This is a genomic window from Burkholderia sp. HI2761, assembly GCF_002223355.1.
GTDB lineage: Bacteria > Pseudomonadota > Gammaproteobacteria > Burkholderiales > Burkholderiaceae > Burkholderia.
Map to the genome: position 1 here is coordinate 917,451 of NZ_NKFN01000004.1, position 24,441 is coordinate 941,891.

Below are 24,441 nucleotides of genomic sequence, written 5' to 3' on the forward strand. Positions count from 1 at the left end.
GGACAATTCATGAGCGCAACCGATACCCAACCCGATCTCATCCTGCACAACGGGCGCATCACGACGCTCGATCGTGCAAACCCGGTGGCCACCGCCGTCGCGATCAAGGACGGCCGCTTCGTCGCGGTCGGCGGCAACGCGGAGATCGTGCCGCTCGCGGGCCGTGCGACGAAGGTCGTCGACCTCGACGGCCGTACCGTGCTGCCGGGCCTGATCGACAACCATACGCACGTGATTCGCGGCGGCCTGAACTACAACCTGGAGCTGCGCTGGGACGGCGTGCGCTCGCTCGCGGTCGCAATGGAGATGCTGAAGCGCCAGGTCGCGATCACGCCCGCGCCGCAGTGGGTGCGCGTGGTCGGCGGCTTCACCGAACATCAGTTCGTGGAGAAACGGCTGCCGACGATCGACGAACTCAATGCAGTCGCGCCCGATACGCCCGTGTTCATCCTGCACCTGTACGATCGCGCGTTGTTGAACGCGGCGGCGCTGCGGGTGGTCGGCTACACGAAGGACACGCCCGAGCCGCCGGGCGGCACGATCCTGCGCGATGCCGCCGGCAATCCGACCGGGTTGCTGCTCGCGAACCCGAACGCGACGATCCTCTACGCGACGCTCGCGAAGGGCCCGAAGCTGCCGTTCGAGTATCAGTACAACTCGACGCGCCATTTCATGCGCGAGCTGAACCGGCTGGGCGTGACGGGCGTGATCGACGCGGGCGGCGGGTCGCAGAATTATCCCGACGATTACGAAGTGATCCGCAAGCTGCACGATGCGGGCGAGATGACGGTGCGCATCGCCTACAACCTGTTCACGCAGAAGCCGAATGCCGAGAAGGAAGACTTCGTGAACTGGACCAGGAGCGTCAAGTACCACGACGGCACCGACTATTTCCGCAATAACGGCGCGGGCGAAATGCTGGTATTCTCCGCGGCCGACTTTGAGGACTTCCGCGTCGCGCGCCCGGATCTGCCCGCCCAGATGGAGGACGATCTCGAAGGCGTCGTGCGCGTGCTCGCGCAGAATCGCTGGCCGTGGCGCATGCATGCGACCTACGACGAAACGATCAGCCGTGCGCTCGACGTGTTCGAGAAGGTCAACGCGGACATCCCGCTTGAAGGGCTGAACTGGTTCTTCGATCACGCGGAAACGATCTCCGAGAAATCGATGGATCGGATCGCCGCGCTCGGCGGCGGCGTCGCGGTGCAGCACCGCATGGCGTACCAGGGCGAATACTTCGTCGAGCGTTACGGCGCGCAAGCCGCGGAGGCCACGCCGCCGGTGGCGAAGATGCTTGCCAAGGGGCTCAAGGTGTCGGCCGGCACCGATGCGACGCGCGTCGCGTCGTACAACCCGTGGGTGTCGCTCGCGTGGCTCGTGACGGGCAAGACGGTCGGCGGTTTGCGCCTGTATCCGCAGCGCAATCTGCTCGATCGCGAAACCGCGCTGCGGATGTGGACCGAATACGTGACGTGGTTCTCGAACGAAGAAGGCAAGAAAGGGCGCATCGCGGTCGGGCAGCTTGCCGACCTGATGGTCCCGGATCGCGATTTCTTCACGTGCGCGGAGGACGATATCGTCGCCACGAGTGCGTTGCTGACGGTGGTCGGCGGCAAGATCGTGTGGGGCGCGGGGCCGTTCGCGTCGCACGACGCGCCGATTCCGCCGGCGATGCCCGACTGGTCGCCGGTGCGCGAGTACGGCGGTTACGGCGGCTGGGGCGCGGCGCAGCGCAGCGGTGCGCCGTTGCAGCGCGCGGCGGCGGCCGCCGCGGCGTGCGGCTGTTCGAGCGCATGCAACGTGCACGGGCATGCGCACGCGAGTGCGTGGGGCCGTGCGTTGCCGACGTCGGATGCGAAGGGCTTCTGGGGCGCGTTCGGCTGTTCGTGCTGGGCGGTCTGACATGACGACGCGCATCGCTTACGGCGCCCCCGCGTGGATCCGCGTGCTGCTGTCGCAGCCGTGGGTCCTGCCGCTCGCGCGCCTCGCGCTGGTGTCCGCCTATCTGCTCGGCGGCGTCGCGAAGGCGCTCGACTTCAACGGCGCGGTCGCGGAGCAGGCGCATTTCGGCCTGCAGCCGGCCGCGCTGTGGGCGGCGCTCGCGATCGCGGTCGAGATCGCCGGCTCGCTGTGCGTGGTGTTTCGCCGCTTCACGTGGCTCGGCGCCGGCAGCCTCGGCATGCTGACGCTCGTCGCGATGTTCGTGGCGAACGATTTCTGGAACCGTTCGGGCGCCGAGCACTTCATGGCGCTCAACAGCTTTTTCGAGCATCTCGGGCTGATCGCGGCACTCGTGCTCGCGACCGTGCTCGACGATGCGCGGCAACCGGCCGATGATGGCCGCTCCATTCGATGACGATGCAACAATCAGGACATCCCGTGATGAAATCCCTCCGTTCAGTGCTGCTCGCCGCGATGCTCGCGGGCGGCCTCGCCGTCGCCCCCGTGACGTTCGCGAAACCGCCGGCGCCGCCCGCGGTGGTCCCGACGGTGGCGGTCGGTCCGCAGTACGACACGACCCACGTGTGCGTCGCGCCGGACGACTTCGACCGCTTCACCGACAGTTTCGTCGCGACCTTCGGCGGCAAGAAGTCGAAGCAGGGCGTGTTCCAGGTCACGCCGACGCCGAGCCAGACGATGTCGCAGCTCGTGCTCACGCCGGTCGGCACGATCTCGGTGTTCGGCTTCAAGACGCCGATCCCGTATCCGTTCTGTGCGGAGCGCACCGGCTATCTCGTGACCGACATGGACGTCGCCGTGAAGTCGGCTCGCGAGCACGGTGCCGACGTGATCGTCGACACGTTTCCCGATCCGATCGGCCGCGACGCGATCGTCACGTGGGCGGGCGGCGTGAACATGCAGCTGTACTGGCACACGCAGGCGCCGCATTACGACGCGCTGCAGACCATCCCCGAGAACCGCGTGTACGTCTCGCCGCAAAGCGTACGCAAGTTCGTGCACGACTTCGTCAAGTTCTCGAAAGGCAAGGTGGTGTCCGACAACCTGAAAGCGCCGGGTATCGAGATCGGCCGGCCGGACGATAACTATCGCCGCATTCGCATCGAATCGGGCTTCGGCAGGATGACCGTGCTGGTGACGGATGGTCATCTGCCTTACCCGTTCGGCCGCGAGATGACCGGCTACGAAGTGCCCGATCTCGCCGCGACGCTGAAGCAGGCCGAAGCCGCGGGCGTGACGGTGCTCGTGCCGCCGTTCAAGTCGGACGGCCGCGATGCGGCGCTCGTGCAGTTCCCGGGCGGCTACGTCGCCGAGATTCACGCGAGTGCGGCGCGATGAAGCACGAGGACACGATCCTTGCCGCGGTGGCCGGCTTCGTCGACACGCTGAGCTTCGTCGCGCTGTTCGGGCTGTTCACCGCGCACGTGACCGGCAACTTCGTGCTGATCGGCGCGGGCATCGCGGGCTTCGGCCAGGGCGTCGTGCTCAAGCTCAGCGTGTTTCCGGCGTTCGTGTGCGGCGTGATCGCGAGCAGCCTGATCGCGCGGTCGATGTCCGCGCGGCCGGCGTGGCAGGGCACGCGCGTGCTGCACGCGGTGCAGGCCGTGCTGCTGCTCGGCTTCTGCGCGGCCGGCGTGTGGGCGACGCCCGTCACGCAGCCCGACAGTCTCGCGGCGCTGGTGGCCGGCATCGTGGGCACGTTCGCGATGGGCGTGCAGAACGCGCATCCGCGCGTGATCGCGCGCGCGGGCGGCGTGCCGAATACGGTGATGACCGGCAACGTCACGCAGGCGATCCTGGATGCCGTCGACATGCTGTCGCCCGGCACGGCGGACAGCGTGCGCGCAACCGCGCGCGCACGCTTCGCGAAGATGCTGCCGGCGATCGTCGCGTTCGCGCTCGGCGCGGCGTGCGGGGCGCTCGGGTTCCGCCATGTCGGATTCCTGGCGCTGCTGGTTCCCGTCGGCGCGCTCGCCGCGCTTGCGCTGTGCGCCGCGCAATCGGCCGGTGCAACCACGCAGGAGCGCGCATGATCGAGCGACGGAGGAGACGCCGCGGCCGCCGCTTCGAGCGGGCCGTGCGCGTGTCGGTCGTCGCGGGACTGCTGTTCGCGGGTGCCGAGGCCGCGTTCGCGGAAACGGCAGCCGTGTCTACCTCGGCTCCGACGCCAGCTTCGGCGCAAGAACGGGCGCCGGCCTCGACGTCCGCAGCCACCACCGCATCGACGTGCACCGCCAAGCGGCCCACGGTGCTGTTCAACCGCTGGCAGGAAGACTGGTCCGTGCTCGCGAATCCCTGCGTGCCGCGTGCGCCGCTCGACGGGTTGAAGTACATTCCGCTCGGCAACGATCCGGCCTCCTATCTGTCGCTCGGTGTGAACCTGCGCGACCGTCTGGAGACCAACGACGCGCCGCTGTTCGGCATCGGATCCGCGCAATCGGATACGTACCTGATCCAGCGCGTCGAAGTGCATGCCGATGCGCATCTCGGCCGGCACTGGCAGTTCTTCGCGCAATTGCAGGATGCACGCGCGTTCGGCAAGAACGCGGTGTCGCCGGTCGACAGAAACCCGCTCGATCTCGAACAGGCGTTCGCGACCTACACGGGTGCGCTCGGGGGTGGCACGGTCAAGTTCCGCGTCGGCCGTCAGGAGATGGCGTTCGACCTGCAGCGCTTCATCGCCACGCGCGACGGCCCGAACGTGCGGCTGGCGTTCGATGCGGTCTGGGCCGATTACGAATACGGAAAGTGGCGCTTCATCGGCTATGCGACGCAGCCGGTGCAGAACCGCAACGCGTCCGATTTCGACGACGTGTCGAATCGCGATCTCACGTTCAGCGGCGTGCGCTTCGAGCGGCAGTCGGTCGGGCCCGGCGATCTGTCCGGCTACTGGTCGCGCTACAACCGCAACAGCGCGCGTTTTCTCGATGCGAGCGGCCCCGAGCATCGCGACGTGTGGGATGTGCGCTACACGGGCACGCAGGGCCGCTTCGACTGGGATCTCGAAACGATGCTGCAGACCGGCACGGTCGGCAACGCCACGATCGGCGCGTGGGCCGTCGGTTCGATTGCCGGCTACAAGCTCGACGCGCCGTGGTCGCCGCGCATCGCGCTGCAGGTCGACGCGGCATCGGGCGACCGGCATCCGCACGACGGACGCGTCGGCACCTTCAATCCGCTGTTTCCGAACGGCTATTACTTCACGCTGGCCGGTTATACGAGTTACGCGAACCTGATTCACGTGAAGCCGTCCGTGACGCTGAAGCCGTCGCCGAACCTGTCGCTGCTCGGCGCATTGGGTTTCCAGTGGCGCGAGACGACCGGCGATGCCGTCTATCAGCAGCCGAACATCCCGGTGCCGGGCACGGCGGGCAAGGGCGGGTTGTGGACGGGCATGTACGTACAGCTGCGCGCGGACTGGACGATCGCCGCGAACCTGATCGGCGCGGTCGAGGCCGTGCATTTCCAGGTAGGCGACGCGATCCGGCAGGCGGGCGGGCACAACGCCGACTACGTCGGCGTCGAGCTGAAGTACGGATGGTGACGCAGCCACGCGGCATCGTGCGCGCATGAAAAAAAGAGCGGCCCCGAGGGGCCGCTCTTCGTTCGAACGGGCCGGCAGCGTGCCCGGCCCGTTCGCGATCGCGACGCGATTACAGGTTCGGCGACAGCGCGAGCGCGTTCGTCAGGTCGCCCATCGGCTGCGCGCCGTTCGCCTTCAGCGCGTCGTCGCGCTGCTGCAGGCCCGCGAGGCGCGGCAGCGAGAAGCGGCGCGTGATGAAGCGCAGGATCGAACCCGTGTCGTACTGCGTGTGGTCCACGAAGCCCTTCTTCGCATACGGCGACACGATCAGCGCCGGAATGCGCGTGCCCGGGCCCCAGCGGTCGGCATTCGGCGGCGTGGCGTGATCCCAGAAGCCGCCGTTTTCGTCGTACGTGACGACCACGACCATGTTCTTCCACTGCGGGCTGGCCTGCAGGTGCGCGATCACGTCGGCGATGTGCTGGTCGCCGGACGTGACGTCCGTGTAACCCGGGTGCTCGTTCAGGTTGCCTTGCGGCTTGTAGAACGCGACCTGCGGCAGCGTGCCCGCATCGATCGCCTTGATGAACTCGGCGCCGTTCGCGCCGCCGTCGAGCAGGTGTTGCGCGCGGCTCGCGGTGCCCGGTGCCTGGTTCGCGAAGTAGTTGAACGGCTGGTGGTGCGGCTGGAAGTTCGGCGTCGACAGGTCGGCGCCATAGATCACGTTCGACGTGCCGTTCTGGCTCGCCTGCAGCGCCTGGCCCCATGCGCCGCCATACCATGCCCACGACACGCCCGCATTGGTCATCAGGTCGCCGATGTTGGTCGCCGTCTGCGGCGGCATCGTCGACGCATTGGCCGGATCGGCGAGCAGCGGGTCGCCGCCTGTGGCCGCCTTGTTGCCGCTCGGCTGATACGCCGGCTGCATCGTGTTGATGCCGTAGAAGTCGGGCGTGAGCGCGCCGTCGTTGACGAACTTCGGCGGGCCGCTCAACGCGGAAGCCGGCGAGTTCGTCGCGACCTTCAGCGACTTGCCGTCGGCGTTCAGCACGGCAATCTTGCCGGCCGCCGGGCTCTTGTCGGCGTTCGGGTAGTACGGTGCGCACGCGCAGATCAGGTACTGGTGGTTCAGGAACGACCCGCCGAACGCGCCCATGAAGAAGTTGTCCGCGAGCACGTACTGCTGCGCGATTTTCCACAGCGGCAGCTTCGACGGATCGGCCGTGTAGTGGCCCATCGTCAGGCCGCCAGCGTCGGTCCATGCGGCGTACATGTCGTTCTTGCCGCCGTTGATCTGCATCTGGTCCTGATAGAAGCGATGCACGATGTCGCGCGTCGCGATGCTCATCGACTGGTTGAAGCCCTTCGGATCGTCGATCGCGAACGGCGCGTTCGGCAGGTTCGCCGTCATCGCCTCGGTCACCGCCGGCGTGATGCCGGTGGCGGTCAGGCCGCCCCAGATCTTCGGCAGCGTCGCCATCGTCGAGCCGTCGCGATCCTTCTGCACCGAGTTCGCGGCCGTCGCGTTCTGCAGACCGTTCGCGCCCGGGAAGTTGCCGTACAGGTTGTCGAAGCTGCGGTTTTCAGCGTAGATCACGACGACGTTCTTGACGGCCGACAGGCCCTGCTGCGTGACGTCGTCGCCGCCGCAGGCGGTCAGGCTGAGCGCGGCCGCAAGGGCGATCGGCGTGCAGCGAATCCAGGCGTGCTTCTTCATGCGATGTTCTCTCTCTTTCGTCGTTGGTCGCGTGTGGGAACCGGGTGGCGGGAGGGCCGGCGCACGAACCTCGCGGTACCGCCCGGCTGCGCGCATTATCTGGAACCGATTTGACAGCCGGGTGTAGGGGCGCTTTCAATTGACTGTCGGTCGAACGTCATTCAACGGTCACGGAACTGACATAAGCTCCGGCCGATTGCCCACCGCTACTAGAACAACGACGATGCACACCCTTCTGAAATCCTTCGCGTCCGCGCGATCGCTGATCCCCGCCGCGGCGGCGCTCGCAGTGGCCGGCGCGCTCGCGGCGCTCGCCGGTTGCGATGCGCGGCCCGGCACGAACGCGTCGGCCGCGTCCGTCGTACCGGCGGCTCAGGCCGCTCCGGCTACCCCGGCTGCTCCGGCGGTCGCGCCGGCCGGCCAGCCGCAGACGCGCGCGCAGGTGTTCGAGGGCGTGAAGCAGATGACGGCACTCGGCAAGCAGCTGTTCTTCGATCCGTCGTTGTCCGGGTCCGGTAAGCTCGCTTGTGCGTCATGCCATAGCGCCGAGCATGCGTTCGGGCCGCCGAACGCGCTGTCGGTGCAGCTGGGCGGCGACGACATGCACCGGACCGGCTTTCGCGCGGTACCGTCGCTGAAGTATCTGCGCGGCATCCCGCCGTTCAGCGAGCACTTCCACGATTCGCCGGACGAGGGTGACGAAAGCATCGACGCGGGTCCGACCGGCGGGCTGACCTGGGACGGTCGCGTCGATACGCGCGATGCGCAGGCGCGCATTCCGCTCACGTCGCCGTTCGAGATGAGCAGTTCGCCCGCGCGGGTCGCGAAGGCGGTTCGCGCCGCCCCGTATGTCGACGCATTCCGCAAGGCGTTCGGCGACCAGGTGCTCGGCGACGACCAGGCGACGTTCGGTGCGGTGCTGCGCGCGCTCGATGCATTCCAGCAGCAGCCCGCGCTGTTCGATCCGTACACGAGCAAATACGACGCGTATCTGGCCGGCCACGCGCAGCTCACGCCCGCGGAGTTGCACGGGCTGCAGTTGTTCAACGACGAGAAGAAGGGCAACTGCGCGAGCTGCCACATCAGCCAGCGCACGCTCGAAGGCGGGCCGCCGCAGTTCAGCGATTTCGGGCTGATCGCGATCGCGGTGCCGCGCAACCGCGCGCTGCCCGTCAATCGCGACCCGCGCTTCCATGATCTCGGCGCATGCGGCCCCGAACGCACCGACCTGAAGGGGCGCGACGAATTCTGCGGGCTGTTCCGCACGCCGTCGCTGCGCAACGTCGCGTTGCGCAAGACGTTCTTTCACAACGGCGTGTATCACTCGCTCGAGGACGTGATGCGTTTCTACGTCGAACGCGACATCCATCCGGAGAAGTTCTACCCGGTCGTGCACGGCAAGGTGCAGATCTACGACGATTTGCCGAAGCGCTACTGGCCGAACATCAACCGCGAGCCGCCGTTCGACCGCAAGCGCGGCGAGCAGCCGGCGCTGAACGCGGCCGAGATCAAGGACGTCATCGCGTTCCTCGGCACGCTGACTGATGGATATCAACCGGCGGCAACGTCGGCCGCGCGCTAGACGACGGCCCTTGCGGCACGCATGCTATGCTCGCTCGCTGACGGGCGTGGCGCGTGCCAGAGGGCCGGCCCCCGGTTCGCCGGCATGCGCCGCACCGTTCGATCGAACATCCAAGGAGAAAAACATGTCGATGCGTGCATCCCTTTCCGTCGTCACGCGTGTGCTGGCCGGCGCCGCGTGTGCAGCTGCGATGCTGCCCGCCCATGCACAGAACAACCTGAACTTCCTGAACGACACGCCGATCAGCTATTTCAGCAAGACCGACCGCGCGTCGCTCTCCCAAGCGGTCGTGCAGGCGCGCGACGAAGGCAAGGATGGCGAAACCACGACGTGGCAGAGCAGCGGCCGCGGCACGCAGATCGACGCGAAGCTCACGCCGAGCACGACCGAGGCGGACGGCAAGACCTGCCGCGAAGTCGCGACCGAAATCACCGCGAAGGGCCAGACGATGACGCTCAAGCCCGTCTACTGCAAGACGGCCGCGGGCAAGTGGCAGCTGCAGAAGCGCTGAGCACGCGCATGACGAAGCGGGGCGACGCGCCGCGCACGGTGTCGTGCGGCGTCGTGATCCTCGATGCGGCCGGCCGCGTGTTTCTTGCGCACGCGACGGACACCACGCACTGGGACATCCCGAAGGGGCAGGGCGAACCGGGCGAGACGCCGGCCGATGCCGCGCTGCGCGAACTGCTCGAGGAAACCGGCATCGAGTTCGCGCCGGCACGGTTGCTCGATCTAGGCCGCTTCGCATACCGGCACGACAAGGATCTGCACCTGTTCGCGGTGCAGGTGGCCGAAGGCGAGATCGATCCCGCGCACTGCACGTGTACGTCGCTGTTTCCGAGCCGTCGCGACGGCTCGATGATTCCCGAGATGGATGCGTACCGCTGGACCGTGCCGGGCGACATCGACACCTATGCGAGCCGCAGTCTCGCGCGACTGTTTCGCACGAAGCTGTCGCTGGTGGAACTGCATCGGCGGCTGTCGGGCGCCTGAACGGGCGTTGCGGCTTGCGCTGCCGCCTGTCGTCGTTCGGCGCACGTCCATGAAAAAACCGGCCCTGGAGCCGGTTTTTTCATGGACAGGCAGCGGCGGCTCGCGAAGCCGCACGCCGCCCGCGCGGAGCAGGGGCCGTCAGGCCGGCTTGCCCCAGCTGTCGCGCAGCCCGACGATCCGGTTGAACACCGGTTGGCCCGGCTTCGAATCGACACGGTCTGCAACGAAGTAGCCGTGGCGCTCGAACTGCAGGCGCGTTTCCGGCGCGACGTCGCCGTTGCCCGGCTCGACGTACGCCTGCACGATCTTCTTCGAATCGGGGTTCAGCGCTTCGAGGAAGTTCGCGCCGCCCGCGTCCGGGTGCGGCTCCTTGAACAGGCGATCGTAGATCCGCACTTCGGCCGGCTGCGCGTGCTTCGCGCTGACCCAGTGGATGTTGCCCTTGACCTTGTACGTGTTCGCGCCTTCGGTGCCCGACTTGCTGTCCGGGAAGTAATTGCAGTGCACGGCCGTCACGTTGCCGTCGGCGTCCTTGTCGAAGCCCGTGCACTCGATCACGTAGCCATAGCGCAGGCGCACCTTGTTGCCCGGGAACAGGCGGAAATAGCCCTTCGGCGGATTCTCGACGAAATCCTCGCGCTCGATCCACAGTTCGCGCGAGATCGGGAACGTGCGCACGCCGCGGTCCGGATGATGCGGATGCACGGGCGCCGTGCAGGCTTCCTCGAGGTCTTCCGGATAGTTGTCGATCACGAGCTTCAGCGGATCGAGCACCGCGACCGTACGCGCGGCCTTCTCGTCGAGGTCGTCGCGCAGCGCGCCTTCGAAGATGCTCATGTCGATCCACGAATCGATCTTCGTGACGCCGATCCGCTCGCAGAACAGGCGAATGCTCTCCGGCGTGAAACCGCGGCGGCGAATGCCGACGATCGTCGGCATGCGCGGGTCGTCCCAGCCGTCGACGTGGCCTTCGGTGACGAGCTGCAGCAGCTTGCGCTTGCTGGTGATCGCGTACGTGAGGTTCAGCCGCGAGAATTCGATCTGTTGCGGCAGCGGGCGCGTGAACACGCCGGCTTCCGCGAGCTCGTTCAGCACCCAGTCGTACAGCGGGCGGTGATCCTCGAACTCGAGCGTGCACAGCGAATGCGTGATGCCTTCGAGCGCATCCGAGATGCAGTGCGTGTAGTCGTACATCGGATACACGCACCATGCGTCGCCGGTGCGGTAGTGGTGCGCGTAGCGGATCCGGTAGATCACCGGGTCGCGCATGTTCATGTTCGGCGAAGCCATGTCGATCTTCGCGCGCAGCACGTGCTCGCCTTCCTTGAACTCGCCGGCCTTCATGCGGCGGAACAGGTCGAGGTTCTCCTCGGGCGAGCGGTCGCGGAACGGCGACGGCTTGCCGCCTTCGGTCAGCGAGCCGCGGTTCGCGCGCATTTCGTCGGCGCTCTGGCTGTCGACGTACGCGTGGCCGCGCTGGATCAGCAACTCGGCGAATTCGTACAGCTTGTCGTAGTAGTCGCTCGCGAAATACTGATGATCGACCGCGTCCTTGCGCCAGTCGAAGCCGAGCCAGCGCACCGCGTCGACGATCGAGTCGACGTATTCGACGCTTTCCTTTTCCGGGTTCGTGTCGTCGAAGCGCAGGTGGCACACGCCGCCGTAGTCGCGCGCGACGCTGAAGTTCAGGCAGATGCTCTTCGCGTGACCGATGTGCAGATAGCCGTTCGGCTCGGGCGGGAAGCGCGTCTCGACGCGGCCGCCCCATTTGCCGGTGCGGTTGTCGTCGTCGATGATGTTGCGGATGAAATTGGAAGCCGCGGGGGCGTCGTTGCGTTCGGTGCTCATGCGGTTGGCGTCAGGGTTGTGTCGGCGCGTCGCGCCAGTTTAATCCTGTAATTCTACCTGACCGGGGTCCGTCCCGCGCGGCCTGCCGGTCGGGCGGCGCGCGTTCGCGATGCGTACCGCAATATATCGAGTGTGTGTCGGCTGTAACACGACGTAAATCGGATTGCCGGCGCCGTTCGGCTTTTCCTATGATGGCTTTACCGATTCAATGCCGCCATTCGCAATTTTTGCGTGGCGGGAGGAAGCCAATAATCATGATGAAGAAGACCACTTTTCTCGTTCGTACCGCGGTGATCGTCGCGGCTCTCTCGCAACTCGGCGCATGCGCGATGACGCATACGCAGCGCAATGCCGGTATCGGCGCGGCCGCGGGCGGCGCGCTCGGCTACCTGATCACGGGCGGGCCGGTCGGCACGGTCGCCGGCGCGGCGGCAGGCGGCCTGGTCGGCGCCGGCGTACGCTGATTCACGCCGGCGTGCGCGGGCCTCGGTGTGCTCGCGCGATCGCCGGCCGGGCGTGATGCCGTTGCGTACGCGTAACGGCCCGCCCGCACACCCCTTCCATTTTTCGACAGGCAGTATCAGGGAGGAACGGGTGTGCGACACTTCGTCGACGCCACATAACGACTTCATTCGTCGACGAATCCTTTCATGAGCGACCCCCTCGTATTCGTGCTGCCGGGCTACGGCAACTCCGGTCCGTTCCACTGGCAAAGCCGCTGGGAGCGCGCCGACGCGCGCTTCGTGCGCGTGGCGATGCCCGACTGGGAGCGGGCATTTCGCAACGGCTGGTGTCTCGCGCTCGACCGGGCGGTCGAAGCCGCGCGCGGGCCGGTGCTGATCGCCGGCCACAGCCTCGGTACGCTGACCGCCGCGTGGTGGGCGACCCGCTACGCGCGGCCGGCCGCGCTCGCGAAAGTGCGCGGCGCGCTGCTGGTCGCGTTGCCCGATCCCGCCGGGCCGGCGTTTCCGGCCGACGCGCACGGCTTCGGCCCGGTGCCGCACGAGCGGCTGCCGTTTCCGACCTGCGTCGTCGCAAGCAGCGACGATCCGTACGGCTCGATCGCATTCGCGCGCGGCTGCGCGCGCGCATGGGGCAGCACGTTCCATGACCTCGGCCCGCGCGGCCACATCAACGCGGACAGCGGGCTCGGCGACTGGCCGCAAGCGCGCGGCTGGCTCGATGCGCTCGCGCGTTAGCGGGTCTGCTCGTCGTGCGCTAGTCGCGACGGTTTGATCCGATCGTTGTCGCCGCGTGCGCCCGCGGCCGCCGCGACGCCATCACCCGAACCGCGTCAAATCGCTTGCTTCGCCTTCAACGCCGCGATCCGCTCGTCGTCGTAGCCGAGCATGTCGCGCAGCACGTCGTCCGTCTGCGCGCCGAGCGGCGGCGGGGCCGTGCGCGCGTCGGGCGGGGTCGCGCTCATCCGGATCGGGTTGCGCACGAGCTTCACGTCCGCGCCGCACGGATGCGGCAGCGACACCTGCATCCCGCGCGCGACCACCTGCTCGTTGTCGAACACCTCGTCGAGATCGTTGATCGGCCCGCACGGCACGCCGGCCGCCTCGAGCGCGCCGATCCAGTCGGCCTTGTCGCGCGCCTTCACCATCTCCGCGAGGATCGGCACCAGCGTGTCGCGGTGACGCACGCGCGACGGGTTCGTCGCGAAGCGCTCGTCGTCGGCCAGCTCGGGCCGCCCGCCGGCCTCGACGAACTTGCGGAACTGCCCGTCGTTGCCGACCGCGACGATGATCCAGCCGTCGCTCGTCTGGAACGTCTGGTACGGCACGATGTTCGGATGCGCGTTGCCCCAGCGCACCGGCGGCTTGCCGCTCGCGAGGAAGTTGGTGTTCATGTTCGCGAGCAGCGCGACCTGCACGTCGAGCAGCGCCATGTCGATGTACTGGCCTTCGCCCGTGCGGTCGCGGTGCGCGAGCGCGGCGAGCACGGCGACGGTCGAATAGAGGCCGGTCGCGAGATCGGCGATCGCGACGCCGGCCTTTTGCGGGCCGCCGCCCGGCTCGCCGTCGCGTTCGCCGGTGATGCTCATGAAGCCGCCGATCCCCTGCACGATGAAGTCGTAGCCCGCGCGATGGGCATACGGGCCGGTCTGGCCGAAGCCGGTGACCGAGCAGTAGACGAGATCGGGCTTCACCGCGCGCAGCGAGTCGTAGTCGAGCCCGTATTTCTTCAACTGGCCGACCTTGTAGTTCTCGAGCACGACGTCGCTTTGCGCGGCGAGCTCGCGCACGATCTGCTGGCCCTCCGGCGTCGCGATGTCGATCGTCACCGAGCGCTTGTTGCGGTTCGCCGCGAGGTAGTACGCGGCCTCGGCGGTGTCCGCGCCGTCCGCGTCCTTCAGGTACGGCGGCCCCCAGTGGCGCGTGTCGTCGCCGGCGCCCGGGCGCTCGACCTTGATCACGTCCGCGCCGAAATCGGCGAGGGTCTGCGCGCACCACGGGCCCGCGAGCACGCGGGTGAGGTCCAGCACGCGGATATGGCTCAGGGCACCCATCGTCGAATCGTCTCCTTTCATCGCTGGCCTGCCCGGCCTGGCACGGCCGATTGGCATGCCGAGCATCTTAAGGCGAATCGGCCGTGCCGGTGGCCCAGGCGGGTCGTCCGGCGCAGCGGGCCGCTGCCGCTTGGGCGGGCGGTCTGTATCGTATAATCGATCGTTTCCGAATCCATGCCGCCGCGCGCCCCGCCTGGGGCGCCGGCGTTTGAAGCCGTCTTTGCCAGACTGTCCCCGCACGCCATGAAAGCTGCCGAAATCCGCGAGAAATTCCTCAAATTCTTCGAATCGAAGGGCCACACGATCGTCCGCTCGTCGAGCCTCGTGCCCGGTAACGATCCCACGCTGATGTTCACGAACTCGGGCATGGTCCAGTTCAAGGACGTCTTCCTCGGCACGGACCCGCGCCCGTATTCGCGCGCCACCACGGCGCAGCGCAGCGTGCGCGCGGGCGGCAAGCACAACGATCTCGAGAACGTCGGCTACACGGCGCGCCACCACACGTTCTTCGAGATGCTCGGCAACTTCTCGTTCGGCGACTACTTCAAGCACGACGCGATCAAGTTCGCGTGGGAGCTGCTGACCACGGTCTATCAGTTGCCGAAGGACAAGCTGTGGGTCACCGTCTACCAGGAAGACGACGAAGCGTACGACATCTGGGCGAAGGAAGTCGGCGTGCCGACCGAGCGGATCATCCGGATCGGCGACAACAAGGGCGCGCGCTACGCGTCGGACAACTTCTGGACGATGGGCGACACCGGCCCGTGCGGCCCGTGTACCGAAATCTTCTACGACCACGGCCCGGACGTGTGGGGCGGCCCGCCGGGGTCGCCCGAAGAAGACGGCGACCGCTACATCGAGATCTGGAACCTCGTGTTCATGCAGTTCAATCGCGACGCGCAAGGCAACATGACGCGTCTGCCGAAGCAGTCGGTCGACACCGGCATGGGCCTCGAGCGCCTGGCCGCGGTGCTGCAGCACGTGCACAGCAACTACGAGATCGACCTGTTCCAGAACCTGATCAAGGCCGCCGCGCGCGTGACCGAAATCAGCGACCTCACGAACAACTCGCTGAAGGTGATCGCCGATCACATCCGCGCGTGTTCGTTCCTGATCGTCGACGGCGTGATCCCCGGCAACGAAGGCCGCGGCTACGTGCTGCGCCGGATCGTGCGCCGCGCGATCCGCCACGGCTACAAGCTGGGCCGCAAGGGCGCGTTCTTCCACAAGCTGGTGGCCGACCTCGTCGCCGAGATGGGCACGGCCTATCCGGAGCTGAAGGAAGCCGAACAGCGCGTGACCGACGTGCTGCGCCAGGAAGAGGAGCGCTTCTTCGAAACGATCGAGCACGGCATGTCGATCCTCGAAGCCGCGCTGGCCGACGTCGACGCGAAGGGCGGCAAGGTGCTCGACGGCGAACTCGCGTTCAAGCTGCACGACACCTACGGCTTCCCGCTGGATCTGACGGCCGACGTGTGCCGCGAGCGCGGGATGACGGTCGACGAGCCGGCATTCGACGACGCGATGGCGCGCCAGCGCGAGCAGGCCCGCGCGGCCGGCAAGTTCAAGGCGACGCAGGGCCTCGAATACTCGGGCGCGAAGACCACGTTCCACGGTTACGAGGAAATCGCGTTCGACGACGCGAAGGTCGTCGCGCTGTACGTCGACGGTTCGGCCGTCAACGAAGTGAAGGCCGGCCAGGATGCGGTCGTCGTGCTCGACCACACGCCGTTCTACGCGGAATCGGGCGGCCAGGTCGGCGACCAGGGCGTGCTCGCGAACGCCGCGACGCGCTTCGCGGTGGCCGACACGCTGAAGGTGCAGGCCGACGTGGTCGGCCACCACGGCACGCTGGAGCAAGGCACGCTCAAGGTCGGCGACGTGCTGCGCGCGGAAATCGACGCGCATCGCCGCGCCCGCACGCAGCGCAACCACTCGGCCACCCACCTGATGCACAAGGCGCTGCGTGAAGTGCTCGGCGCGCACGTGCAGCAGAAGGGGTCGCTCGTCGATGCCGACAAGACCCGTTTCGACTTCGCGCACAACGCGCCGATGACCGACGACGAAATCCGTCGCGTCGAGCAGATCGTCAACAACGAAATCCTCGCGAACGCGCCGGGCATCGTGCGCGTGATGCCGTACGACGAAGCGGTGAAGGGCGGCGCGATGGCGCTGTTCGGCGAGAAGTACGGCGATGAAGTGCGCGTGCTCGACCTCGGCTTCTCGCGCGAACTGTGCGGCGGCACGCACGTGCACCGCACCGGCGACATCGGCCTGTTCAAGATCGTCGTCGAAGGCGGCGTCGCGGCCGGCATCCGCCGCGTCGAGGCGATCACCGGCGACAACGCGGTGCGCTACGTGCAGGAGCTCGACGCGCGTATGAACGAAGCGGCGGCGGCGCTGAAGGCGCAGCCGTCGGAGCTGACGCAGCGCATCGCGCAGGTGCAGGACCAGGTGAAGTCGCTCGAGAAGGAGCTGGGCGCGCTGAAGTCGAAGCTCGCATCGAGCCAGGGCGACGAACTCGCGCAGCAGGCCGTCGAAATCGGCGGCGTGTACGTGCTGGCCGCGACGCTCGACGGCGCCGACGCGAAGACGCTGCGCGAAACGGTCGACAAGCTGAAGGACAAGCTCAAGAGCGCGGCGATCGTGCTGGCGGCCGTCGAAGGCGGCAAGGTCAGCCTGATCGCGGGCGTCACGCCGGATGCGAGCAAGAAGGTCAAGGCCGGCGAACTCGTGAACTTCGTCGCGCAGCAGGTCGGCGGCAAGGGCGGCGGCCGTCCGGACATGGCGCAGGCAGGCGGCACCGAGCCGGCGAACCTGCCGGGCGCGCTGGCCGGCGTGAAGGGCTGGATCGAGGAACGGCTCTGATCGTTGCACGACCGATGCGATGTCGTCGCACTGACGGCATCGCGTGAATCGAAAAACGACCCGATCGGCAGGTGCCGGTCGGGTCGTTTTGTTTGTGCCGGACGTGCACGTCGCTCGATGCGGCGACGTGCACGTCCGGATCAGGCCGGCACGGTCGCGGCCGGCTCCGTTGCGTCGCCAGGCTGCCGTACGGCGTCGGTGAGCGCATCGCGCAGCGCGGCGAGCGCCGCCGACGCATAACCCTGCCGCCACGCGAGCAGCGTGTCGATGCCTTCGAGTTCGGGAATCGTGTGCGCGGTGATGTTGCCGCTCTCGGGCTGCAGATCGAGCACCGAACGCGGCGCGACCGCGATGCCCGCGCCGGCCGCGACGCATGCCACGATCGCGTGATACGAGCCGAGCTCGAGCACGCGCGCCGGCTTCACGCCGTGCGCCGCGTACCACCGCTCGACGTACTTGCGATACGTGCAGCCGCGCTCGAACGCGATCAGCGTCGGCAGGAGCACGTCGCGCGGCGTGCGCACCGGCGGATGGCCGCGCGGGGTGAGCAGCACGAGATCCTCGCGGAAGATCGGCACCGTCTCGAACGTGTCGGGCAGCGTGTCCGGCTCGGGCGGGCGCGCGAACAGCGCGGCGTCGATTTCGAAGTCGCGCACGCGGTCGATCAGACAGCCCGTCGTGCCCGTCAGCAGTTCGAGCGATACGTCGGGCCAGGCGTGGTGGTAGCGCGCGAGGATGGTCGGCAGCCGGCTCGCCGCCGTGCTTTCCATCGTGCCGAGCCGCAACCGGCCGCGCGGCGTGTCCTCGCGCACCGCGTCGCGCGCCTCGTCGGCGAGCGCGAGCAGGCGCTCCGCATACGGCAGCAGCGTATGCCCGGCCGGCGTCAGCACGAGCCGGCGGCCGTCGCGCACGAACAGCGCCGCGCCGAGTTCTTCTTCCAGCTGCTTGATGCGCGTCGTGACGTTCGACTGCACGCGATTGAGCTTGGCCGCCGCGCGCGTGACGCCGTTCTCGCGCACGACCGCCCGGAAGATCGCCAGCGCCGCCAGGTCCATGATTCTCTCCAGGGGATGAGTCGATTCTCAATTATTCATTTTTCAAGAACGTTTGGTCAAGCTAGGATGGACGCATTCCGATTCCCGATCCGGCCGGCGCGCGACGCGTCGGCCCATGCCGCCATGTCCCGCTTCGATGCTCCGACCGCCCGCGTGCTTTCGTCCGACCAGGCCGACCGCGGTGCCCGCGCGGCCGCGCTCGCCTGCATGATCGGCCTGGCCATCGTGCTCGGCGTTGGCCGTTTCGCGTTCACGCCGCTGTTGCCGCTGATGCTCGCGGACGGCTCGATCGGCCTGAAAGCAGGCGGCTGGCTCGCGTCGGCAAACTACGCGGGCTACTTCGTCGGCGCGGTCAGTTGCGCGGCGCTGCGCGTGGCGCCCGCGCGGATGGTGCGTTTCGGGCTCGTCGCGACCGTGCTGCTGACCGCCGCGATGGGCGTCGGCCACTGGCTGCCGGCGTGGCTCGTCGTGCGTTTCGTCGCGGGCGTCGTCAGCGCATGGACGTTCGTGTTCATGTCGCAATGGGGGTTGCGACGCCTGGCCGAGTTGATCGCGCCCAAATGGAGCGGGGTGATCTACGCGGGGCCGGGCGTCGGCATCGTCATGACCGGGCTGATCGGCAGTGCGCTGGCGGGCCAGCGTGCGGCGGCGGGCTGGCTCGGTTTCGCGGCGTTGTCGGCCGTCCTGTCGGTCGCGATCTGGCGCACGTTCGGTGCGGCGCCGGCCTCGGCACATGCGCAGGCAGCACCGCCGCCGCCCGCCGCGCCGCAAGCGGTCGCCGGCGCACCCGCCACGCCGGCGGCGCGGGCCGGCACGCGAAGCCATCGCGCGGACGCCGCTTGGCTCGTCGTGCTGTATGGCGCACCGGGCTTCGGCTACATCATCACCGCGACGTTCCTGCCGGTGATCGCGCGCGCCGCGCTGCCGGCCGGTTCACCGTGGCCCGACCTCTTCTGGCCGATGTTCGGCGCGGCGCTGATCGTCGGCGCGATCACCGCCGCGCGGCTGCCCGGGCACTGGGACAACCGGCTGCTGCTCGCGGCCGGCTGCGCGACGCAGGCGCTCGGCATCGCGGCCGGAATCGTGTGGCCGAACGCGGCCGGTTTCTCGATCGGCAGCGCGCTGCTCGGCCTGCCGTTCACCGCGATCACGCTGTTCGCGATGCGCGAGGCGCGGCGCCTGCACGGCGAGCGTGCGGCCGGGCTGATGGGCTATGCGACCGCGTCGTACGGCGTCGGGCAGATACTCGGGCCGCTCGTCGCGGCGCCGCTGGCCGCGCGCTTCGGGTCGTTTACGCCCGCGCTGTGGGTCGCGGTGGCCGCGCTGCTGATCGGCGCCGGCGGCTTCGCGGCGACCGCCGCACACGCTCGCCGGTCATCCTGATACCGGTGGGGCCGGATCGTATCGGGCGCGGGCAAACTCGCTAGAATGAAGCCTTTCCCGCGCCGAGCGGGTGCGCGGGCAGCCGGCAGTCGGCCGTCCGGCGCTCGCCAGACTTCCATCGATGACCACCGCCGACTACCGCTTTTGCCCGCGCTGCGCGAGCCCGCTGACCGAGCGTGCCGATCCCGACCATGAGGGCGGCCGCATTCGCCAGGCCTGCCCCGACGACACCTGCGGCTACGTGCACTGGAACAACCCGCTGCCCGTCGTCGCCGCGATCGTCGAACTCGACGGCAAGATCCTGCTCGCGCGCAACGCGGCCTGGCCCGAAGGGATGTTCGCGCTGATCACCGGTTTCCTCGAAAACGGCGAGACGCCCGAGGACGGCATCGCGCGCGAGGTATTCGAGGAAACCGCGCTGAAGGCCGAGCACGTATCGCTCGTCGGCGTGTACGAGTTCGTGCGCAAGAACGAACTGATCATCGCGTATCACGTGCGGGCGTCGGGCACGGTGTCGCTGTCGCCGGAACTGCTCGAATACAAGCTCGTCGATCCGCCGCTGCTGCGCCCGTGGCGCGCCGGCACGGGCGTCGCGCTCGCCGACTGGATGCGCGCGCGCGGCCTCGATTTCGAATTCGTCGACCGGCCGGGGCAGTGACGGGCCGGCCTGCCCGCAGCGTGTCATCCGCCGCGGCGCGCGCGATCGCGACGCGGCGCTTCGTTGCCGGCCGGCGCGCCGCGTCGTGCGGCCGTCACGCGTCGTCCTCGCCGTTCCCTTCGTTCCCGTCGTTCCCTTCGCTTCCATCGTCCTGACCGCCATCGCCATGTCCGACAAGCCGCAGCCGCGTCCGCGCGACGCCTATCGCCACTTCCTGCCGATCACGACCCGCTGGATGGACAACGACGTCTACGGGCACGTGAACAACGTCGTCTACTACAGCTACTTCGACACCGTCGTGAACGAGTATCTGATCCGCACAGGCGTGCTCGACGTCGAGCATGGGCAGACGATCGGGCTGGTCGTCGAGACGCAGTGCAACTACTTCGCGCCGCTTGTGTTTCCGCAATCGGTCGACGCGGGCCTGCGTGTCGTGAAGCTCGGCACGTCGAGCGTGCGCTATGAAGTCGGGCTGTTCGCACAGGGCGATGCATCGCCCGCCGCGCAGGGGCATTTCGTGCACGTGTACGTCGATCGCGGCACGCGCCGCCCGGCGCCGCTGCCCGACGCGCTGCGCGCCGCGCTCGAACCGCTCGCCGCCTGACGGTACGCGGTGCACGCGTTCGCGCTCCAGGCCTTCAACGGCCTCAGCTACGGCTTGTTGCTGTTCATGCTGTCGGCCGGCCTCACGCTGATCTTCAGCGTGCAGGGCGTGCTCAACTTCGCGCATGCGAGCTTCTACATGCTCGGTGCGTATGTCGGCTACAGCATCGCGGCCTGGGCGGGCTTCTGGCCCGCGCTCGTGCTCGCGCCGCTCGCGGTCGGGCTGCTCGGCGCCGGCTGCGAACGCGCGCTGCTGCGCCGCGTGCAGGCGCGCGGCCATACCAGCGAACTGCTGCTGACCTTCGGTCTGGCATATCTGATCGGCGAGGGCGCGAAACTCGCGTGGGGCCTCGCGCCGCTGCCGGCGCCCGTGCCGCCGCTGTTCGACGGCGCGCCCGCGAGCGTGTTCGGTCTCGCATTGCCGCGTTACCGGCTGTTCATGATGGCGATGTCCGCGACGATGCTGGTCGCGCTCGGCGGGCTGCTGCGTGCATCGCGCATCGGGCTCGTCGTGCGCGCGGCGCTCACGCATCGCGCGGCCGTCGAGGCGCTCGGCTACGACGTGCCGCGTGTGATGACGGCGCTGTTCGGCGCGGGGACCGCGCTCGCGGCGCTGGCCGGCGTGATCGGCGCGCCGCTCGCGGTGATCGAACCCGCGCTCGCCGAGACGGTCGGGTCGGTCGTGTTCGCGGTCGTCGTGATCGGCGGCCTGGGCTCGCTCGGCGGCGCGTTCGTCGCGTCGCTCGCGGTCGGCTTCGCGCAGACCTTCGCGGCCGCGAGCGACACGTCGCTGCGCGACCTCGCGCAATGGACGGGCATCGCGCTGCCCGACAGCGTCGCCGCGGTGTCGATCGCGCAACTGGCGCCGCTGGTGCCGTACCTGCTGCTCGTCGCGGTCCTGGTCGCGCGGCCGCGCGGGCTGTTCGGCGAGCGTGCCGATGCGTAGTCGAGCGCTCGCCGGCCTCGCGCGCTGGGCGCCGTTCGTCGCGTGCGTCGCGCTGCCCGCATGGCTGTGGCCGCATGGCGCGGTGCTCGGCTATCTCGCGCAGACGGCCGCGCTCGTCGTGCTCGCGCTGTCGTACAACCTGCAGCTCGGTACGACCGGGCTGCTGTCGTTCGGGCATGCGGCGTTCGCGGGCCTCGGCGCGTTCGCGGCCGCCCACTGGTTCAACCGCATCGGCGCGCCGCTGCCGCTGTTGCCGCTCGTCGGCGGCGTGGCCGGCGCGGGCTTCGGGTTCGTTGCCGGGCTGCTGGCGACGCGTCGTTCCGGCACCGCGTTCGCGATGATCACGCTCGGGCTCGGCGAATGCGTCGCGGCCGCCGCGTGGAGCGTGCCCGCGTGGTTCGGCGGCCTCGGCGGCGTGCCGATCGACCGTGCGAGCGGCGTGTCGTGGGGCAACGGGCAATTCGGCGCGCCGGCGCATGCGTATGCGTTGATCGCCGCGTGGTGCGTCGTGTCGGCATGGGCCATGCATGCGCTGACGCGCACGCCGCTGGCGCGCCTCGCGAACGCGGTGCGCGACAACCCTGAGCGGGTCGCCGCGCTCGGCACCGATCCGCGCCGCGTGCGGCTCGCGATGGTCACCTGCGCATCGTTCTTCGCGGGCGTCGCCGGTACGCTGACGCTGATCGACGTCGAGATCGCGACACCCGACAGCGTGTCGATGGCGCGCTCGGCGACCGTGCTGATAGCCGCGGTGATCGGCGGCACCGGCGCGTTCTTCGGGCCCGCGGCCGGCGCGGCCGTGCTGACCGCGCTGAGTATCGTCGTCGCGGGCGTGTCGCGTGCGTGGGCGCTGTATCTGGGCGTGCTGTTCGTCGCGATCGTCGTGGCCGCGCCCGGCGGGATCGCGGGCATTGCCCGGGCGCTCGCGCATGCGCTCAGGCGCGGCGCGCCGGCGGTCGAGCGATGGCGCGCGCTGTGCGGCGTCGGCGCGTGCGCGTTCTGGGGCGTCGCGATCGTCTGCGCGGCCGAGCTCGGCTATGCGTGGCGCTTCGCGCAGGACGGCGGCACGGGCCTCGCGTTCGGCGCATGGGGCATCGACGCCGATACGCCGGCTGGCTGGGCCGTCGCGTGCTCGGCGGCCGGCATCGGCACGCTGCTGTGGAGCTGGCGCGCGCGGCTCGGGCATCGCGCCGCGGCGGCCACGCCGGAGGACGCGCGATGAACGGCAACGCGATCGCGCTTCACGGCGTCGTGCAGCGCTTCGGCGCGCAGACGGTGCTCGACGGTGTCGACTTGAGCATCGCGGCCGGCGAGCGCCATGCGCTGATCGGGCCGAACGGCGCGGGCAAGTCGACGCTGTTCGGCGTGATCGCCGGGGCGACGCGGCCGACGCGTGGGCGCGTCGTGCTGCACGGCATCGAGCTGCGCGGGCGCGGACCGGTCGTCGCGAGCCGGCTTGGCATCGGCCGCAGTTTCCAGCAGACGAGTGCGTTCGCGCGCCTGACCGTGTTCGACAACCTGCGCTGCGCGGCACTGCATGCGCCGGCCGAACGGCGGCGCTGGTGGAACCGGCTGCGCGAATCGGCGTCGGTCGATGTCGCGGCGGCGCGCGTGCTGCACGACATCGGGCTCGACGCGCGACGCGACACGCCGGCCGCCGAGCTGAGCTATGCGGAGCAGCGCGCGCTCGATCTCGGCATCGCCCTGGCGAGCGGTGCGCGTACGCTATTGCTCGACGAGCCGACGGCCGGCATGAGCCGCGCACAGGCGGCGCGGATGATCGCGCTGATCCGCGCGACGACGCAGGGCCGCACCGTGCTGATGATCGAGCACGACATGGATGCGGTGTTCGGTTTCGCCGAACGCATCACGGTGCTCGTGCGCGGCACGGTGGTCGCGACCGGCGCGCCCGACGCGATCCGCGCCGATTCGCGCGTGCGGGCCGCCTATCTGGGCGAGGGCGCGGCATGAGCGCCGTGCTCGACATTCGCGGGCTGCGCGCGTGGTACGGGATACGGCCCGTGCTCGACGGCGTCGATCTCGCGCTCGCGCCGGGCGAGACGCTCGCGCTGCTCGGGCGCAACGGCTCGGGGCGCTCCACGCTCGCGAAGGCCGTGATGGGGCTGGTGCGTACCGCCGGCTCGGTGCGCATCGCCGGCGCCGAATGCGTGGGCGCGCGCACGTTCGAGATCGCGCGGCGCGGCGTCGCTTACGTGGCTGAAAGCCGCGACGTGTTCCCGCTGTTGACCGTGCGCGACAACCTGCGGCTCGGTTTGCGCGGCGCAAGCGGCGCAACCGAACGCTCGGCGCTCGACCGCCTGTTCGACCGTTTTCCGCTGCTGGCCGCGCGCGCGGACGTGAAAGCCGGGCGGCTGTCGGGCGGCGAGCAGCAGGTGCTCGCGCTGGTGCGCGCACTCGCCGGCCGGCCGCGCGTGCTGATCGTCGACGAACCGGCCGAAGGGCTCGCGCCGCTCGCGGTCGACGAAGTCGGCGCGTGCCTCGCCGCGCTGCAGGCCGACGGCGTTTCGATCGTGCTGATCGAGCAGCGGCTGCAGCTTGCGCCGCGGCTCGCGCGACGCGCGGCGGTAATGGGGCGCGGACGGATCGTCTACGACGGCGGGCTCGACGGCCTCGGCGGCGAGGTCGCGCACGCCTGGCTGAGCGCTGGCTGACGACGCCCGCTCGATTGTTCGGCAAACTCCGCCAGTCAATTCGCTTCGAGCCGCTTTATCGCTGCGGTGCCGCACCTTACATTGCCAGTCAGGCCGGTCGCCATTGAAACGCATCGACG

The 24,441-nt window shown here is 68.9% G+C and carries 22 protein-coding genes; 18 read left to right on the top strand and 4 right to left on the bottom strand.

Annotated elements, in window-relative coordinates; all coding sequences use genetic code 11:
* Positions 1-9: 9 nt before the first annotated feature.
* Genes CFB46_RS10915 through CFB46_RS10935 form a run of 5 tightly spaced genes read left to right on the top strand, consistent with a single transcriptional unit; the run spans position 10 to position 5,503 of the window.
* Positions 10-1,902, top strand: coding sequence for an amidohydrolase (locus tag CFB46_RS10915; RefSeq protein WP_027784185.1), 1,893 nt, complete (start codon positions 10-12; stop codon positions 1,900-1,902).
* 1 nt (position 1,903) lies between these two features.
* Positions 1,904-2,356 (top strand): DoxX family protein, encoded by a 453-nt coding sequence (locus tag CFB46_RS10920; protein ID WP_027784186.1) that lies wholly within the window; start codon positions 1,904-1,906, stop codon positions 2,354-2,356.
* 26 nt (positions 2,357-2,382) lie between these two features.
* Positions 2,383-3,297, top strand: coding sequence for a VOC family protein (locus CFB46_RS10925; RefSeq protein WP_027784187.1), 915 nt, complete (start codon positions 2,383-2,385; stop codon positions 3,295-3,297).
* On the top strand, positions 3,294-3,992 hold the full coding sequence (locus tag CFB46_RS10930; RefSeq protein ID WP_027784188.1) for a YoaK family protein: 699 nt from the start codon (positions 3,294-3,296) through the stop codon (positions 3,990-3,992). Before CFB46_RS10925 ends, CFB46_RS10930 begins: the two co-directional genes overlap by 4 nt.
* Positions 3,989-5,503 (top strand): alginate export family protein, encoded by a 1,515-nt coding sequence (locus CFB46_RS10935; protein WP_027784189.1) that lies wholly within the window; start codon positions 3,989-3,991, stop codon positions 5,501-5,503. The genes CFB46_RS10930 and CFB46_RS10935 overlap by 4 nt, the downstream gene beginning before the upstream one ends.
* A 109-nt stretch (positions 5,504-5,612) precedes the next feature.
* Here CFB46_RS10935 and CFB46_RS10940 read toward each other — a convergent pair whose 3' ends face one another.
* The gene (locus CFB46_RS10940; RefSeq protein ID WP_027784190.1) at positions 5,613-7,199 is read right to left on the bottom strand and encodes an acid phosphatase; all 1,587 of its coding nucleotides are present in this window, start codon (positions 7,197-7,199) and stop codon (positions 5,613-5,615) included.
* A gap of 223 nt (positions 7,200-7,422) precedes the next feature.
* On the opposite strand from CFB46_RS10940, the gene CFB46_RS10945 reads away from it, so the two are divergent.
* The 3 genes from CFB46_RS10945 to CFB46_RS10955 all read left to right on the top strand — a co-directional run bounded on the left by CFB46_RS10945 (position 7,423) and on the right by CFB46_RS10955 (position 9,774).
* The gene (locus CFB46_RS10945) at positions 7,423-8,781 is read left to right on the top strand and encodes a cytochrome-c peroxidase (protein ID WP_027784191.1); all 1,359 of its coding nucleotides are present in this window, start codon (positions 7,423-7,425) and stop codon (positions 8,779-8,781) included.
* A gap of 124 nt (positions 8,782-8,905) precedes the next feature.
* Positions 8,906-9,292 carry a hypothetical protein gene (locus tag CFB46_RS10950; RefSeq protein ID WP_027784192.1) on the top strand — a complete coding sequence of 129 codons (387 nt, stop codon included), beginning with the start codon at positions 8,906-8,908 and terminating at the stop codon, positions 9,290-9,292.
* A gap of 8 nt (positions 9,293-9,300) precedes the next feature.
* Positions 9,301-9,774, top strand: coding sequence for an NUDIX hydrolase (locus CFB46_RS10955; RefSeq protein ID WP_027784193.1), 474 nt, complete (start codon positions 9,301-9,303; stop codon positions 9,772-9,774).
* Positions 9,775-9,912: 138 nt separating this feature from the next.
* On the opposite strand, the gene CFB46_RS10960 is transcribed toward CFB46_RS10955, so the two are convergent.
* Positions 9,913-11,622 carry a glutamine--tRNA ligase/YqeY domain fusion protein gene (locus CFB46_RS10960; protein ID WP_027784194.1) on the bottom strand — a complete coding sequence of 570 codons (1,710 nt, stop codon included), beginning with the start codon at positions 11,620-11,622 and terminating at the stop codon, positions 9,913-9,915.
* Positions 11,623-11,876: 254 nt separating this feature from the next.
* Between CFB46_RS10960 and CFB46_RS10965 the strand changes: the two genes are divergently transcribed.
* Both CFB46_RS10965 and CFB46_RS10970 read left to right on the top strand, forming a co-directional pair.
* Complete coding sequence (locus CFB46_RS10965; protein ID WP_006497729.1) at positions 11,877-12,086, top strand: ornithine acetyltransferase; 210 nt, start codon at positions 11,877-11,879, stop codon at positions 12,084-12,086.
* Positions 12,087-12,272: 186 nt separating this feature from the next.
* Entirely contained in the window at positions 12,273-12,821 is a 549-nt protein-coding gene (locus tag CFB46_RS10970) for an RBBP9/YdeN family alpha/beta hydrolase (RefSeq protein WP_027784195.1), read from the top strand.
* Positions 12,822-12,916: 95 nt separating this feature from the next.
* Here CFB46_RS10970 and CFB46_RS10975 read toward each other — a convergent pair whose 3' ends face one another.
* A complete protein-coding gene (locus tag CFB46_RS10975) occupies positions 12,917-14,137 on the bottom strand; it encodes a CaiB/BaiF CoA transferase family protein (RefSeq protein WP_027784196.1) in 1,221 nt (406 codons plus the stop codon).
* A gap of 243 nt (positions 14,138-14,380) precedes the next feature.
* Here CFB46_RS10975 and alaS point away from each other — a divergent pair, with 243 nt between their 5' ends.
* Positions 14,381-17,005: an alanine--tRNA ligase gene (gene alaS / locus CFB46_RS10980; protein ID WP_027784197.1), complete on the top strand. Its 2,625-nt coding sequence runs from the start codon at positions 14,381-14,383 to the stop codon at positions 17,003-17,005.
* A gap of 140 nt (positions 17,006-17,145) precedes the next feature.
* On the opposite strand, the gene CFB46_RS10985 is transcribed toward alaS, so the two are convergent.
* The gene (locus CFB46_RS10985; RefSeq protein WP_027784198.1) at positions 17,146-18,060 is read right to left on the bottom strand and encodes a LysR family transcriptional regulator; all 915 of its coding nucleotides are present in this window, start codon (positions 18,058-18,060) and stop codon (positions 17,146-17,148) included.
* Between the two features lie 123 nt (positions 18,061-18,183).
* On the opposite strand from CFB46_RS10985, the gene CFB46_RS10990 reads away from it, so the two are divergent.
* The 7 genes from CFB46_RS10990 (at position 18,184) to CFB46_RS11020 (ending at position 24,322) form a co-directional block, all read left to right on the top strand.
* Positions 18,184-19,443 carry a YbfB/YjiJ family MFS transporter gene (locus tag CFB46_RS10990; RefSeq protein ID WP_089500393.1) on the top strand — a complete coding sequence of 420 codons (1,260 nt, stop codon included), beginning with the start codon at positions 18,184-18,186 and terminating at the stop codon, positions 19,441-19,443.
* A 121-nt stretch (positions 19,444-19,564) separates the two neighbouring features.
* Complete coding sequence (locus CFB46_RS10995) at positions 19,565-20,101, top strand: NUDIX domain-containing protein (protein ID WP_027784200.1); 537 nt, start codon at positions 19,565-19,567, stop codon at positions 20,099-20,101.
* A gap of 166 nt (positions 20,102-20,267) precedes the next feature.
* Positions 20,268-20,705, top strand: a complete 438-nt coding sequence (locus tag CFB46_RS11000) for an acyl-CoA thioesterase (RefSeq protein WP_027784201.1) — start codon at positions 20,268-20,270, stop codon at positions 20,703-20,705.
* A gap of 9 nt (positions 20,706-20,714) precedes the next feature.
* Positions 20,715-21,650: a branched-chain amino acid ABC transporter permease gene (locus CFB46_RS11005; protein ID WP_027784202.1), complete on the top strand. Its 936-nt coding sequence runs from the start codon at positions 20,715-20,717 to the stop codon at positions 21,648-21,650.
* Positions 21,643-22,872 carry a branched-chain amino acid ABC transporter permease gene (locus tag CFB46_RS11010; protein ID WP_089499979.1) on the top strand — a complete coding sequence of 410 codons (1,230 nt, stop codon included), beginning with the start codon at positions 21,643-21,645 and terminating at the stop codon, positions 22,870-22,872. Before CFB46_RS11005 ends, CFB46_RS11010 begins: the two co-directional genes overlap by 8 nt.
* Positions 22,869-23,621, top strand: coding sequence for an ABC transporter ATP-binding protein (locus tag CFB46_RS11015; protein ID WP_027784204.1), 753 nt, complete (start codon positions 22,869-22,871; stop codon positions 23,619-23,621). Before CFB46_RS11010 ends, CFB46_RS11015 begins: the two co-directional genes overlap by 4 nt.
* Positions 23,618-24,322 (top strand): ABC transporter ATP-binding protein, encoded by a 705-nt coding sequence (locus CFB46_RS11020; protein ID WP_027784205.1) that lies wholly within the window; start codon positions 23,618-23,620, stop codon positions 24,320-24,322. The genes CFB46_RS11015 and CFB46_RS11020 overlap by 4 nt, the downstream gene beginning before the upstream one ends.
* The last annotated feature ends 119 nt before the right edge of the window (positions 24,323-24,441 follow it).

What these genes read in the sequence shown, in the direction of transcription:
- CFB46_RS10970 (WP_027784195.1), top strand. Translation starts at nt 12,273, where the DNA reads ATGAGCGACCCCCTCGTATTCGTGCTGCCGGGCTACGGCAACTCCGGT.
- CFB46_RS11010 (WP_089499979.1), top strand. Translation starts at nt 21,643, where the DNA reads ATGCGTAGTCGAGCGCTCGCCGGCCTCGCGCGCTGGGCGCCGTTCGTC.
- CFB46_RS10925 (WP_027784187.1), top strand. Translation starts at nt 2,383, where the DNA reads ATGAAATCCCTCCGTTCAGTGCTGCTCGCCGCGATGCTCGCGGGCGGC.
- CFB46_RS10965 (WP_006497729.1), top strand. Translation starts at nt 11,877, where the DNA reads ATGATGAAGAAGACCACTTTTCTCGTTCGTACCGCGGTGATCGTCGCG.
- CFB46_RS10985 (WP_027784198.1), bottom strand. Translation starts at nt 18,060, where the DNA reads ATGGACCTGGCGGCGCTGGCGATCTTCCGGGCGGTCGTGCGCGAGAAC.
- alaS (WP_027784197.1), top strand. Translation starts at nt 14,381, where the DNA reads ATGAAAGCTGCCGAAATCCGCGAGAAATTCCTCAAATTCTTCGAATCG.
- CFB46_RS10960 (WP_027784194.1), bottom strand. Translation starts at nt 11,622, where the DNA reads ATGAGCACCGAACGCAACGACGCCCCCGCGGCTTCCAATTTCATCCGC.
- CFB46_RS10945 (WP_027784191.1), top strand. Translation starts at nt 7,423, where the DNA reads ATGCACACCCTTCTGAAATCCTTCGCGTCCGCGCGATCGCTGATCCCC.
- CFB46_RS10935 (WP_027784189.1), top strand. Translation starts at nt 3,989, where the DNA reads ATGATCGAGCGACGGAGGAGACGCCGCGGCCGCCGCTTCGAGCGGGCC.
- CFB46_RS11015 (WP_027784204.1), top strand. Translation starts at nt 22,869, where the DNA reads ATGAACGGCAACGCGATCGCGCTTCACGGCGTCGTGCAGCGCTTCGGC.
- CFB46_RS10920 (WP_027784186.1), top strand. Translation starts at nt 1,904, where the DNA reads ATGACGACGCGCATCGCTTACGGCGCCCCCGCGTGGATCCGCGTGCTG.
- CFB46_RS10930 (WP_027784188.1), top strand. Translation starts at nt 3,294, where the DNA reads ATGAAGCACGAGGACACGATCCTTGCCGCGGTGGCCGGCTTCGTCGAC.
- CFB46_RS10995 (WP_027784200.1), top strand. Translation starts at nt 19,565, where the DNA reads ATGACCACCGCCGACTACCGCTTTTGCCCGCGCTGCGCGAGCCCGCTG.
- CFB46_RS10975 (WP_027784196.1), bottom strand. Translation starts at nt 14,137, where the DNA reads ATGGGTGCCCTGAGCCATATCCGCGTGCTGGACCTCACCCGCGTGCTC.
- CFB46_RS10950 (WP_027784192.1), top strand. Translation starts at nt 8,906, where the DNA reads ATGTCGATGCGTGCATCCCTTTCCGTCGTCACGCGTGTGCTGGCCGGC.
- CFB46_RS10990 (WP_089500393.1), top strand. Translation starts at nt 18,184, where the DNA reads ATGTCCCGCTTCGATGCTCCGACCGCCCGCGTGCTTTCGTCCGACCAG.
- CFB46_RS10915 (WP_027784185.1), top strand. Translation starts at nt 10, where the DNA reads ATGAGCGCAACCGATACCCAACCCGATCTCATCCTGCACAACGGGCGC.
- CFB46_RS11000 (WP_027784201.1), top strand. Translation starts at nt 20,268, where the DNA reads ATGTCCGACAAGCCGCAGCCGCGTCCGCGCGACGCCTATCGCCACTTC.
- CFB46_RS11020 (WP_027784205.1), top strand. Translation starts at nt 23,618, where the DNA reads ATGAGCGCCGTGCTCGACATTCGCGGGCTGCGCGCGTGGTACGGGATA.
- CFB46_RS10940 (WP_027784190.1), bottom strand. Translation starts at nt 7,199, where the DNA reads ATGAAGAAGCACGCCTGGATTCGCTGCACGCCGATCGCCCTTGCGGCC.
- CFB46_RS10955 (WP_027784193.1), top strand. Translation starts at nt 9,301, where the DNA reads ATGACGAAGCGGGGCGACGCGCCGCGCACGGTGTCGTGCGGCGTCGTG.